Here is a 12,432-nt window from a genome sequence, read left to right as displayed (position 1 = left end):
GATCGTGGCGGAACGTGCCCGGGATTCCGAGCTGAATCGCCTATGCTGGCAGGATGACGCGTGGAACGACCCGGGAACTGTGATGGCCCGGAAGACCTGGAATGCCGGCCGCAAGATCGCCCTTCTGGGGGTGGTCTGCGCCCTGGCCGCCGGTGGCGGAGCCTTCGCGGCAGCGGCCCCGGGGCTGGCCCACGCCATCGCCTCGGAAGCGTCGGGGCCGGAACGGACGACGCCGGGCCTTGCCATCCCCGTCGTCGCACCGGCGCAGCTCACCGTATCGCCGGCCGACGGCGCCAAGCAGGTCAATCCCGCGGCTCCGGTTTCCCTCAAGGTCAGCAGCGGGCGGATCGAACGCGTTGCCCTCACGAGCGAGACCGGTGACGCCGTGGAAGGGACGCTGAGCGCCGACGGCGCCGGCTGGACGGCGTCCGGGGTGCTGAAGTTCAATACCCACTACAGCTTCACGTACTCGGTGGTGGACAATGTCGGACGGAAATCCAACAGCACCCGGAGCTTTGGTACCGTGTCTGCCGCGAACGAGGCGGACGCCGCGATCTACCCCCTTGACGGGATGAAGGTCGGGGTCGCGCAACCCCTGCAGATCACGTTCAGTGAACCTGTGCTGAACCGGGATGCCGTGGAGAAGGCCATCAGGATCAGTTCCAGTTCAGGCCAGATCGGGGCCTTCCACTGGTTCAGCAACACCATGGTCAGGTACCGGCCGGAAACCTTCTGGGCCGCGAACAGCACCATCACCATGGACATGCAACTGTTCGGGGTCGACCTCGGCAACGGGCAGATCGGAAACTTCAACAAGAAGGTCACGGTCCACATCGGCGACAAGAAGGTCGCTATCGCCGACGCTACGGCGCACACCTTCACGGCGAGTATCAACGACCAGCCAGCCGGCCAGTGGCCCGCGACCATGGGTGACACGCGGTTCCCGTCGGCCCGCGGCTTCCTGGTGCTGATGGAGAAGTACCGCGTGGAGCACATGTCTGCCGCCAGCATCGGGCTCAAGCCGGGCGACCCGGCGTATTACGGCGAGCTTGACGTCAACTATGCCACGCGCCTGACACCCAGCGGGGAGTTCATCCACCAGGCCACGGACTCCGCGATGCCCTACATCGGCGTAACCAACCTCTCGCACGGCTGTATCGGCCTTGGTCCGGACGGTGCCAAGTGGGTCTTCGACAACATGACCAGCGGCGACGTCGTCCAGGTGATCAACACCGAAGGGGATTTCGCCAACTTCGACGACGGCTTCGGGGACTGGAACATCCCCTGGGCCCAGTACGCCAACTGAACGGGTCCTTGCCGGCCGGATCGGCTGCCGGCGCAATTGCCGCGGCGCCGGGGTGGCACCTCGTCCAGCCCGGTTCCCTGACGGTAGGCTCAGGGGCAGATAAGCAGCGGTGCCCGGCGCAGGCCAGGCAGCGCGGAAACCGACGGAAGCGAAACTGCAGTGACTGACGCAAGTCCCACCCCGCCGAACCGGCAGGATCCGCACCTGGACCCGGCCGATGACTCCGACGAACCCGCCTTCGACTGGATGAAGCCGCACTCGGCGATTCCGGCGGACCCGACGCCGGCGGACCCGACGCCGGAAAGTGCGACGGCGGACACCCCAATGCCCGAGGAATCCGCCACGGTGAGCCCGGTGCCGGTGCCGGAGGAATCCGCTTCCGCCCGGAACCAGCAGGGACGCCGGGCCGACCGGAATGCCCAGGAAGACGCCGTCGGACCTTCGCGGAAGGGGAACGACGCCGTCTTCAGCGAGCCGCTGCCCACCTCCGCCCTGCAGATCCGTCCTCCGCAGGAGGATGTGGAACGCCGGAACGCTGAACGCGAGCTGGCGGCCAGGGCCAAGCCGATCACCCCGCGGGTGATGCAGGTCCTGCTCGCCGTCTTCTACCCGCTGATCCTGCTGGTGCTGGCCGTCCGCGCCGTGACCAGCCCGCTGTTCCTCTGGGTCGAATACAACCGGCCAGGCTTTCCCGGAGACGGCTACGGGTTCAACACGGATGACCGGATGACCTACGGTTCCTACGCCGTGGATTACCTCAGCAACTGGTCCGGCCCGCGCTACCTCGGCGAGCTCGTCAGCCGCAGCGGGGAACCGCTGTTCAGGGACGGCGAAGTCAGCCACATGGCCGACGTCAAGCTCGTCATCCTGTCCACCTTCGGCGCCGGCGCCCTGCTGATCCTGCTCAGCCTGATCGCCGTGATCTACCTGCGCCGCCGCGGTCCCGGGGGAGTGCGCCGCGGCCTGTTTGCCGGCTCGATCATCGCCCTGGTCATCATCATCGGCCTCGGAGCGCTCGCCGCCCTCGGCTGGGAGCAGTTCTTCACCGAGTTCCACCGCATCTTCTTTGCCAACGGCACCTGGACGTTTTCCCTGCAGGACACCCTGATCCGGCTCTTCCCCGGCCAGTTCTGGGTGGACGCCGGAATCGTGATCGGCGCCCTTGTCCTGCTCACATCCCTCCTCACGCTGATTCTTACGTGGCCGACAAGGAAACGCCGCGGCCTGGCCAAGGAAGCCCGTGAGACGGGGCCAGCGAAGGGGATTGTGAGGGGGAGCCGCGGGAAGGGCTCCAAATCCAGGGACATGATCGCCGGCGGCGGCGCCGGGCCGGAGGATGCCCCGGACCCGGCCCACGAGGGCCACCACCACGAACCGGTATAGGCCTTAACAGCAACGCGGGGTCACTTCCGGCCCATCCCGATGCCTGGGATGGGCCGGAAGTGACCCCGCGTTGCTTTCTGCCCTAGATCCAGGAGGGCATCCACATCCTGAAGCGCCAGTCCTGGTACGTGATCGTCTCGGCGGTCCAGACCGGGTAGAAAAACGCGGAGAGCAGCACGGCCGTGACCACGAACAGCGTGACCAGGTACAGCCCGGAACGTCGGCGCCAGGGCGGGTCCGTCCGGCGTCCCAGGACCAGGCCCAGGCAGTACACCAGCGCCAGCACGAGGAACGGCTCGAAGGACACGGCGTAGAAGAAGAAGGTGGTCCGTTCGGGGTACATGAACCAGGGCAGGTAGCCCGCCGCTACCCCGGCGAGGATGGCGCCGGCACGCCAATCGCGGCGGCCCGCCCACCAGAAGAGCAGGATACCCAGGCTGATGGCCGCGCTCCACCAGATCACCGGGTTGCCGACCGAGAGGATGGCAGCGGTGCAGCTGGCGGTGTCGCAGCCGGGACTGCCCTGCTTGGGGGATTCGTAGAAGAAGGAGGTGGGCCGGCCCATCACCAGCCAGGTCCAGGCGCTGGCCTTGTACGGGTGGTCCGCGCTGAGTCCCTGATGGAAGTTGTAGGCCTCGAGGTGGTAGTGGGCCAGGGACCTGACGGCGTTGGGCAGCCAGCCCCATTCGGCCGAGGGATTGGCCTCGGCCCAGTGCCGGTAGTAGGCGTCCTTGGAAAGGAACCAGCCGGTCCAGGTGGCCGTGTACACCAGGACGGCGACGGGGACGATGCTCAGGAAGGCCCCGACGCCGTCCTTGAGGATGCCGCCGCTGATCCACCCATGCACGCCCGCAATCCGGCGCGCGCTCAGGTCCCAGAAGACGGTCATCAGGCCGAATCCGGCAAGGAAGAACAGGGCGGACCATTTGGTGCCCACCGCAAGGCCCAGGCAGATGCCGGCCGCGAGGCGCCACCAGCGGATGCCCAACCATGGGCCGGCGGCGAGCTGGAGAGGGGAGGGGCGGCCGCCGGCGGAGGCGGCCGCCTGGCGGCCGAGCCGTTCCGCGAGCCGGCGCCGGCCGTCGTCGCGGTCCATCAGCAGGGCCCCGAAGGCTGCCAGGAGCCAGAACATCAGGAAGATGTCCAGCAGGGAGGTCCGGGACATCACCAGGTGATGGCCGTCCACCGCGAGGAGCACCCCGGCGACGGCGCCGAGGGTCAGCGAGTGGAAGAGCTTCTGGGCGATCAGGGCCAGCAGGAAGATGGACAGCGTCCCGGTCAGGGCTGCCCCGAACCGCCAGCCGAAGGGGTTGTCCGGGCCGAACAGCCACATCCCCGCGGCGATCATCCATTTGCCGACCGGCGGGTGCACGACGTACTCGGGGGTGTCCAGCAGCACGCCGGGATTGCCGGCCATGAAGGAGTCATTGGCCTTGTCGGGCCAGCTCCGCTCGTAGCCGCTGACCAGGAAGGAGTAGGCGTCCTTGACGTAATAGGTCTCGTCAAAGACGAGTTTGCCGGGCGTGTCCAGTCGGACGAAGCGCAGGACGCCGCCGAGGGCAGCCGTGAGGACGGGAATGAGCCAGAACCACAGCCGGAGCGACGGCGGATAGTCCCGCCAGCTCTGGATGCTGCCGATCAGGCGCTCTTTCAGTGCCTCGGAGGTGAACGCCTCCGAGGGGCGGCTGATCCAGCGGTGCCCCTCCAGGTTCCGTCCTGCGGGGATCTTGCCGGTAGCGGCGTCTGGGGGCGCCGATCCGGCGGAACCGGCCTCGAGCGTCCGCGTGGGGGTCTGCGTCACGTTGCCCATGCTACCTTTTGCGGCTGGCCGCTCCTGCCAGCAGTAGGCTGGTCGTGTGGACCATGAACCGAGCACCTCCCCGATTTTTCCCTCCGACGAGGCAAGCCCGGCTGATGACCGCGGGGCGGGCGCCGCCCCCGACGCCGGCCCGGCGACGCTGCCCGTTCCGTCGGGTGGGCCCGGCAGGATCGTGCTGGCGGCCACCCCGATCGGCAACGTGGGTGACGCATCGTCGCGGCTGGTCGAACTGCTCTCGACGGCGGACATCGTCGCGGCCGAGGATACCCGGCGGCTGCACCGGCTGGTCCAGACTCTCGGCATCACCGTCGTGGGCCGGATCATCAGCTATCACGAGCACAATGAAGCGGCCAAGACCGGCGAGCTGCTGGAAGCGGTCCGTTCCGGCAAGACCCTCGTGATGGTGACCGACGCCGGGATGCCGTCCGTCTCTGATCCCGGCTTCCGCCTCGTGGAGGGCGCAGTGGCCGCCGGACTTACCGTCACGGCCGCCCCCGGGCCGTCCGCGGTACTGACGGCCCTGGCACTCTCCGGCCTCCCGACCGACCGCTTCTGCTTCGAGGGCTTCCTGCCCCGCAAGGCCGGCGAACGGGCTTCCCGGCTCGCGGACCTGGACGCCGAGCGGCGGACCATGGTGTTCTTCGAAGCACCCCACCGGCTCGAGCCCATGCTGCGGGCCCTGCGTGAACGGTTCGGCGCCGAACGCCGCGCCGCGGTCTGCCGCGAACTGACCAAGACGTATGAAGAGGTCATCCGAGGCACGTTGCTCGAACTCCTCGAATGGGCCGAGAGCAATGAGGTCCGCGGCGAAATCGCCGTCGTGGTGGGCGGAGCTCCGGAACGGGAGCCCGGCAAGCCGGAAGACCATGTGGCCGCCGTTAACGGGCTCATTGCGCAGGGAATCCGGCTGAAGGAGGCCGTTGCCGCGGTCGCCGAAGACGCCAAGGTCAGCAAGCGGGAACTCTACTCGGCGGTCCTTGCCGCACGCTGATCTTCCGTTGTGCAGCTGCACAACACCAGAGGTCCCGCATAGTGCGGCCAAGCGTAGACAGCCCGGAGAATCCGGCAGTACGGTGGCAATGATCCAGCGCAATCCTGGCGGGTCCCCTGGGGCCGAATCTCCGGGACCCGGTTCTCCGGAGCCGGTGCTGAACCCCGATCCCTACCCATACTGAAACTGCTGACGAGGGAGTCATCGTGACTGTAACTGCCCAGCCCACTGTTACCGCGGAGCGTGAGAGCGCCCTGCTGGCCTCTGTACCGACCGGCCTGCTGATCAACGGGCAGTGGCGTCCGGCTGCGTCCGGGAAGACCTTCGATGTCGAGGACCCGGCGACGGGCAAGGTGCTGCTGGGCATTGCCGACGCCGGGCCCGAGGACGGTGCTGCGGCGCTGGACGCCGCCGTGGCCGCGCAGGAGTCCTGGGCCAAGGTCCCGCCGCGGGAACGCGGCGAAATCCTGCGCCGGGCCTTCGGGCTCGTGACCGAGCGGGCCGAGGACTTCGCGCTGCTGATGACCCTTGAGATGGGCAAGCCGCTGGCCGAGGCCCGCGGCGAGGTCACCTACGGAGCGGAGTTCCTGCGCTGGTTCTCCGAGGAAGCCGTCCGTGCGTTCGGCCGCTACTCCGTGGCCCCGGACGGGAAGTCCCGGCTGCTGGTGACGAAGAAGCCGGTGGGCCCTTGCCTGCTGATCACGCCGTGGAACTTCCCGCTCGCGATGGCCACCCGCAAGATCGCCCCGGCCGTCGCCGCGGGCTGCACCATGGTGCTGAAGTCCGCGAACCTGACCCCGCTGACCTCCCAGCTCTTCGCGGCCGTCATGCAGGAGGCCGGCCTGCCCGCCGGCGTCCTGAACGTGATCCCCACCTCCACCGCCGGTGCCACCACCGGGCCGCTGATCAAGGACCAGCGCTTGCGCAAGCTCTCCTTCACCGGCTCCACCGAAGTCGGCCGCCGCCTGCTCGCCGACGCCTCCGAAACCGTGCTGCGGACCTCGATGGAGCTTGGCGGGAACGCCCCGTTCGTGGTCTTCGAGGACGCCGACGTCGACGCCGCCGTCGCCGGCGCGATGATCGCGAAGCTGCGGAACATGGGCGAGGCCTGCACCGCGGCGAACCGCTTCATCGTCCACGAGTCCGTCGCCGGCGAGTTCGCGGAGAAGTTCGCCGCGAAGATGGCGGAGATGACGACCGCCCGCGGCACCGAAGCACATTCCAAGGTCGGCCCGCTGATTGATGCCAAGAGCCGGGACAAGGTCCACGCGCTCGTCGCCGACGCCGTCTCCGCCGGTGCGGTCGCGGTGATCGGCGGCGGACCCGTCGAGGGCCCCGGCTACTTCTACCAGCCGACCATCCTCACCGGCGTCACCGAGGGAACCCGGATCCTGTCCGAGGAGATCTTCGGACCCGTCGCCCCGATCATCACCTTCGCTTCCGAGGACGAGGCGGTCCGGCTGGCCAACAACACCGAATACGGCCTGGTGGCCTACGTCTTCACGAGGGACCTGAGCCGCGGCATCCGGATGGGCGAGCGGCTCGAGACCGGCATGCTGGGCCTGAACGCAGGGGTGATCTCCAACGCCGCGGCACCGTTCGGCGGCGTCAAGCAGTCCGGCCTGGGACGTGAGGGCGGGCTCGAAGGCATCGAGGAATACCTCTACACCCAGTACATCGGCATCTCCGACCCGTACGCCGGCTAGCACCCGCGCTCCGGCAAAGGGGCGGCTAACCCCGGCGCAGCCGGCGGACGGCGTCGTGGATCCTCAACCAGGCATCCGCGGCGCCACGCCGGATGCGCTTTACCGTGCCTGAAACGGCATGGATGGCGGATGCGGCCGAGCGCCGCCAGGCGGCCAAGACCGACGGCGGCAGCCAGTCCGCGCGGAAGCGCACCAGGGGCTTCGCGTTGGCCCGCAGTGCCGCCTGCACCAAGGCAATCCTGGTGGCGGAGGACCCGTCGTCATCGGTGCCGCCATCTGGAACGGGGGCGCCGGCCGGGCGCCCGTACTCCTGGCGTTCGAAGTCCCCGGTCAGGGCAGCGACGGCCCGGTTTACCGCCGCGTCGATGCTGGCCGGTTCTCCCAGTGCCCCCGAGCTGAGCAGCCGCGCGGAGAAGTGCCGTGGCGTCTCGCTGGTCCGGGACGACACACCGTAATCCGTGCCGAGGTCCCGCAATTCCGCCCAGGCCGGAAGCGCCGCACGGGCCACCGGGGCGCCCCCGGCGGCGCCGGTGAGCCGGCGCCGCCGGATGGTGCCGCGCGCCAGCCGGGGCGAGGCCGCCAGCAGCGCCAGCAGCAGGAGTGCGACGGCACCGGACAGCACCGGCACCACGGGGTTGCCGGCAGCCGCCGGTGCCCCCGGGATCGGGACGGGGACGGTGCCGGGCGCTGGCACCGGGGTTGCCCTGTCCCTGGGAGTCAGCCCGTCACTGTTCTCGTTGGTGCTGGCGCCGCCGGGCGTTGAGGGTTCGGCGGCGTAGGCCGGCACCACGCCGCGCGAGGGCGTCGGTTCGAAGGCGACCCAGCCGGCGCCCTGGAAGTACAGTTCCGGCCACGCATGGGCATCCCGGGCATCGACCTCGAATTCGGGCAACGCCCCCTGCCCGGCGATGGACACTGTGCCGCCGGTGGGCCGGCCCGGCGCGTAGCCGACGGCGATGCGGCTGGGGATCCCCTCAAGCCTGGCCATCACCGCCATGGCGGAGGCGAAATGGATGCAGTATCCGCTCTTCTGGGTGAGGAAGTCCGCCAGCACGGACAAGCCGTTGCCGTCGTAGCCACCCTGCACCGGGGACTGCAGGGAATAGCTGAACCCGGGCGAGCGCAGGTACTGCTGGATCGCCATCGCCTTGGCATACGGCGTGCCCTTTCCGGCCGTCACGGAATCCGCTGTCTTCCGCACGATCTCCGGAACGTTATTCGGCTGGCGGGTGAACTGGTCCGCAACGCCCTGCGCCGGTGCCGTCGACTGCGCCAACAGCTCCGGCGTGAGCTGCGGAGTGACGGAGAGGACCACGTACTGCTGCTCGCGGGAATTCGTGTCGACACCCTTGATGCTGAGGGTGGCCGGGTCCCAGCTCCACCGGCCGGTGAGGCCGTTGACTGCCTCGGGGGCATAAGGCGCCGGGAGGTAGGGGCTCGTGAACTGGCCCGTATTGATGGCCGTAACAACCCGCAGCTCCGCCGTGGACGGCTCCAGTCCGGCGTCCATCCTTCCCGTTCCGAGCCGCCGGGTGGCCTGGCGGTCGTCCGGCGCCCAGGCGTCACCCTCGAAGCTGTCCACGGTCACGGACCGCAGGTAGGGTGCGGCCGGCGCGTTCGTGGCATAGGTGATCCTGCCGTCGCCGGAGGGACTGCGCAGGCTGGTGCCGAGACTGATCATGGGGTTGAGGCCTGTGGCCGGGCCAAAGGGGTTCAGCCGCGAGCCTTGGGGAAAGGTGCCCTGGTCGAAGCCGGGAATGACCAGCTGCAGCAGCAGCGTGCCGGTCAGCGCCACCGCACCGGTGAGGACGGCACGCTTGAACTGCCCGGGATCCGGTGCGGTGCCGGCCCGGGTCCGGGGATCCGGAGCGAACCGCCGGCTGCATCCCAGAATCAGCAGATAGCCGACGGCGGCGGCTGCGAAGCCCAGCGCCCCGACGCTTTGCGGTTTGACCACTGCGGGCACCACCAGGATGGCCAGGATGCCGAACCCGCTGGTGGCAGGCATGGCCAAGGGGAAGGCAAGGGCGTCCACCAGGATCACCATCAGCCCCAGGACGGCGCAAATCAGCATGACGATTCCGGCGTTGGGTGCGACGGGGGAGCTTTCGGCCAGCACCGTTTCGCTGGCCCGGCGCAGAAACATCCCCAGCTGGTCCATGGTGTCCGGCGACGGAATGAATCCGGCGATGCTGCGCTGCCGGAAGAAGGTGAAGGTCAGGACCAGGACGAGCGCGGCAAAGCCGCCGGAAGCCACCAGCAGGGCGTGAAGCCTCAGCGCCCGGAATACCGCCATAGCAAAGGCGACGGCAACGACCGTGGTGAAAACGGGGGAGTACCACGCCCAGCCCCGCAGCACTCCGTTGAGGCTGAGGGCCGGACCGGCGACGGCGACGGCGACCGCCAGGCCCATCGCCCATGGCTGCACCCCGGCACCCTGAAGCAGGGAAGGGGCACCGGGGGTGTGGGCCGCAGCCTCGCCCGTGCCGGGGGTGCGCTGCGGTGCCAGGGTCATAGCTGGCCCCCTGCCCGGCGGGGGACCCCGGCGGCGGCCGGGGACTTCCCGGCCCGGTCCTGGTCGAATGCCTGCCATGCTGCCGGCAGCGGCGTCGACTCGGAGACGGCCACCGCCCGCCACCCGCCGAGCCGCAGCGCTTCGAGAACGTCGCCGGAATCCCCGGCCCGGTCCGTGACCAGGAGGGCAAAGGCATTCGCTCCGAACCCGGCGGCCGGGGACAGCCTCCGGGCCTCCGGCAGGGACAGCCTTCCCAGGATGGCGAGAACCGGGCCCCGCAGCCGGTGGGCGGAGAGCTTGTCCATGAGCCCGTCGTCAAACGATTGCGGGCCGGCTTCCGCCGCGGCGGCGGTTCCCCGCCGGAACGGGTCCTTCCCGCCCGTGCGGGCGTGCTGGGGGCCGGTGAGCTGGATGGCGGCCAGGCTCTCGGCCACGGTCTGCAGCCCGGACGCGCCGCCGAACTCCTCCGCCCCGGGGTCGGGGGCGGACGGCGAATGCAGGAACGCGGGATCGCCTGCGGTGTCGAGGAACCGCAGGGCGTAGTTGCGCTCCGAGAGATGTGTTCCGATGGAGATTGCAGCCGTCACGGCCCACTCGAAGGTGCCGCTGGTGACCAGCTCATGGCCGTCCGCGTCCGTGGACCCCCCGGAGGCCGGGCCGCCACCGGGGTGATGCCCGCCCTGGGAAAAGGCGGCGAGACGCTGGTCCAGGATGATGGTCGCTTCCGGCGTGGTGACCGACTCCTCCTGGCGGACCATGAGGGCGCCGTGGCGTGCGGTTGCGGCCCAGTGCACGCGGCGCATCGGGTCGCCATGACGGTACTCGCGGGTCATGACGTCGTCGTCGCTGGGGTTGGCGCGGATCCGCGTGGCCGTGGCGCCGTCGTTGCCCCGGGCGCCGGCGAGGCCGGTCGCGGGGAGTTCGACGGCGGCGGGCGTCACGGTCAGGATGTCTCCGCCGTCGATCGCATGGCGGTGCACGGACAGCCCGAAGGGATCGCCGAATTCGGCCGTCACCGGCCCGACCCGGAACTGGCCGCGCTGCAGGGACCGCAGCCGGTACTCGTAGCGGCTCGTCCCTTCCGCGGCCGACCGGGAAGGGAACCGGAAGGCGGGGGATTCCCCGAACCTGGCCGGAAGCTGCTCTTCCATGACCGCCTGGCCGGAACCGGTGCCGGTCCGGGCGACGGCGAGCCGGACCGTCGCCGTCGCAGACGTTTCGACCGCGGACGGAATGAACTCCCGGTAGACCCGGAACCTGGGCTTGAGCATGCGCGTCCCTGCCAGGGACACCAGCGGCAGGATGATCAGCAGCACCGCCAGGGCCAGCAGGTCACGGCGTCCCATCATCTGCGCAGCCAGCAGGGACACGGCGCCCGCGCCGAGCAGGCCCCAGCCGCGCCTGCTGAAGATATGCCCTGGGAACCGATCCATGACCGACACGGCGGAGCCAACACCTACCGGCGGTTCGGCAACTTGGGCGCCGGGGGTGTCGCGCTTCCACGGCCGGCACGGGCGGCGCCGGCCGGCGCCGCCACCCCCGGGCTGACGGGGATGCCGGCCAGGATGGCCCGGATGACGCTTTGGGGCGTCTGACCCGTGCTGGCCGCCTTCCGGTCCAGGATGATCCGGTGGGCCAGGACGGCTACGGCGACGCTGACGACGTCGTCGGGCAGGACGAAATCGCGCCCCTCCAAGGCGGCCGTGGCCTTGGCAGCGCGCAGCAGCTGCAGCAGGGACCGGGGGCTGGCGCCCAGCCGGAGCATCCCGCTTTCCCGCGTGGCGCGTCCCAGCGACACTGTGTATTCCTTGACCGACTGCGAGACGTAGACCTGCTGCACGGTAGCGATCATGGATGCCACGTCCGCGGCGGTGACGACGGCGGTCACACGGGTCAGCGGTGATGTCGCCTGATGGGTCTCCAGCATTTCCATCTCGGAGTCCTTGTCCGGATAGCCCAGGGAGATCCGGGCCATAAAACGGTCCCGTTGGGCTTCAGGAAGCGGGTAGGTGCCCTCCATCTCGATGGGATTCTGCGTCGCCACCACCATGAAGGGCTCATCGAGCTTGTACGATTTGCCGTCAACGGTGACCTGGTGCTCCTCCATGCACTCCAGCAGGGCGGACTGGGTCTTGGCCGAGGCCCGGTTGATCTCGTCACCGATGACGATGTTGGCAAACACCGCGCCCGGCCGGAACTCGAAGGTCCGGGACGCCTGGTTGTAGATGGACACGCCCGTGACGTCGGAGGGGAGCAGATCAGGGGTGAACTGGATCCGGTTCACCGTACAGTCGATGGTGCGGGCCAGGGTCTTGGCCAACAGCGTCTTGCCGACTCCGGGGACGTCTTCGAGCAGCAGGTGCCCCTGGGCCAGGAGCACCGTGAGGGCCAGCCTGGCAGCGTCGGCCTTGCCATCGATCACCGTGTTAATGGCCCTCAGGATGCGTTCGCTGGCGGCGCGGAACGCCTGGGAATCCAGGGCGGCCGGCGCATGCGGCGCGGTCCGGCTTCCCGCGACGGGTTCTTCCACGGCGGAGCCGTCCGTGAAGCCCTGCCCCGTCGGGAAGACTTCGTCCACGGAGGTGCGGTGGCAGTCCATCGGCAGCCTTTCAGCCCTGGCGGGCCCCTTGGCGGATCGGCACTGGCTGCCGGGCCCCCACCGGGCGTGTTTGCCTGTATTCCTAACAGACTACTAACACAACTGCCGGCGCT

At 69.3% G+C, this 12,432-nt stretch carries 8 protein-coding genes; 4 read left to right on the top strand and 4 right to left on the bottom strand.

What is annotated here, in order from left to right; all coding sequences use genetic code 11:
* The first annotated feature begins 82 nt into the window (after positions 1–82).
* Positions 83–1,306, top strand: coding sequence for an Ig-like domain-containing protein (locus tag E5206_RS17305; protein ID WP_136323563.1), 1,224 nt, complete (start codon positions 83–85; stop codon positions 1,304–1,306).
* Positions 1,307–1,465: 159 nt separating this feature from the next.
* Positions 1,466–2,689: a TIGR01906 family membrane protein gene (locus E5206_RS17300; RefSeq protein WP_136323562.1), complete on the top strand. Its 1,224-nt coding sequence runs from the start codon at positions 1,466–1,468 to the stop codon at positions 2,687–2,689.
* A gap of 82 nt (positions 2,690–2,771) precedes the next feature.
* On the opposite strand, the gene E5206_RS17295 is transcribed toward E5206_RS17300, so the two are convergent.
* On the bottom strand, positions 2,772–4,499 hold the full coding sequence (locus E5206_RS17295; protein WP_136323561.1) for a phospholipid carrier-dependent glycosyltransferase: 1,728 nt from the start codon (positions 4,497–4,499) through the stop codon (positions 2,772–2,774).
* A 148-nt stretch (positions 4,500–4,647) separates the two neighbouring features.
* Here E5206_RS17295 and rsmI point away from each other — a divergent pair, with 148 nt between their 5' ends.
* Together rsmI and E5206_RS17285 are read left to right on the top strand one after the other, a co-directional pair.
* Positions 4,648–5,499: a 16S rRNA (cytidine(1402)-2'-O)-methyltransferase gene (gene rsmI / locus E5206_RS17290; RefSeq protein ID WP_136324204.1), complete on the top strand. Its 852-nt coding sequence runs from the start codon at positions 4,648–4,650 to the stop codon at positions 5,497–5,499.
* A 206-nt stretch (positions 5,500–5,705) separates the two neighbouring features.
* A complete protein-coding gene (locus tag E5206_RS17285) occupies positions 5,706–7,205 on the top strand; it encodes an NAD-dependent succinate-semialdehyde dehydrogenase (protein WP_136323560.1) in 1,500 nt (499 codons plus the stop codon).
* Positions 7,206–7,230: 25 nt separating this feature from the next.
* Here E5206_RS17285 and E5206_RS17280 read toward each other — a convergent pair whose 3' ends face one another.
* From E5206_RS17280 to E5206_RS17270, 3 genes are read right to left on the bottom strand one after another with little or no spacing between them, the layout of a single operon-like run.
* Positions 7,231–9,720: a DUF3488 and transglutaminase-like domain-containing protein gene (locus tag E5206_RS17280; RefSeq protein WP_136323559.1), complete on the bottom strand. Its 2,490-nt coding sequence runs from the start codon at positions 9,718–9,720 to the stop codon at positions 7,231–7,233.
* Positions 9,717–11,162 carry a DUF58 domain-containing protein gene (locus E5206_RS17275; RefSeq protein ID WP_136323558.1) on the bottom strand — a complete coding sequence of 482 codons (1,446 nt, stop codon included), beginning with the start codon at positions 11,160–11,162 and terminating at the stop codon, positions 9,717–9,719. The genes E5206_RS17280 and E5206_RS17275 overlap by 4 nt, the downstream gene beginning before the upstream one ends.
* Before the next feature lie 14 nt (positions 11,163–11,176).
* On the bottom strand, positions 11,177–12,319 hold the full coding sequence (locus E5206_RS17270; RefSeq protein ID WP_136323557.1) for a MoxR family ATPase: 1,143 nt from the start codon (positions 12,317–12,319) through the stop codon (positions 11,177–11,179).
* Positions 12,320–12,432 lie beyond the last annotated feature (113 nt).

Origin of the sequence: Arthrobacter sp. PAMC25564 (assembly GCF_004798705.1) — a bacterium.
In the GTDB taxonomy this organism is placed as follows: domain Bacteria; phylum Actinomycetota; class Actinomycetes; order Actinomycetales; family Micrococcaceae; genus Arthrobacter.
This window is presented reverse-complemented; position numbering and strand designations above follow the sequence as displayed.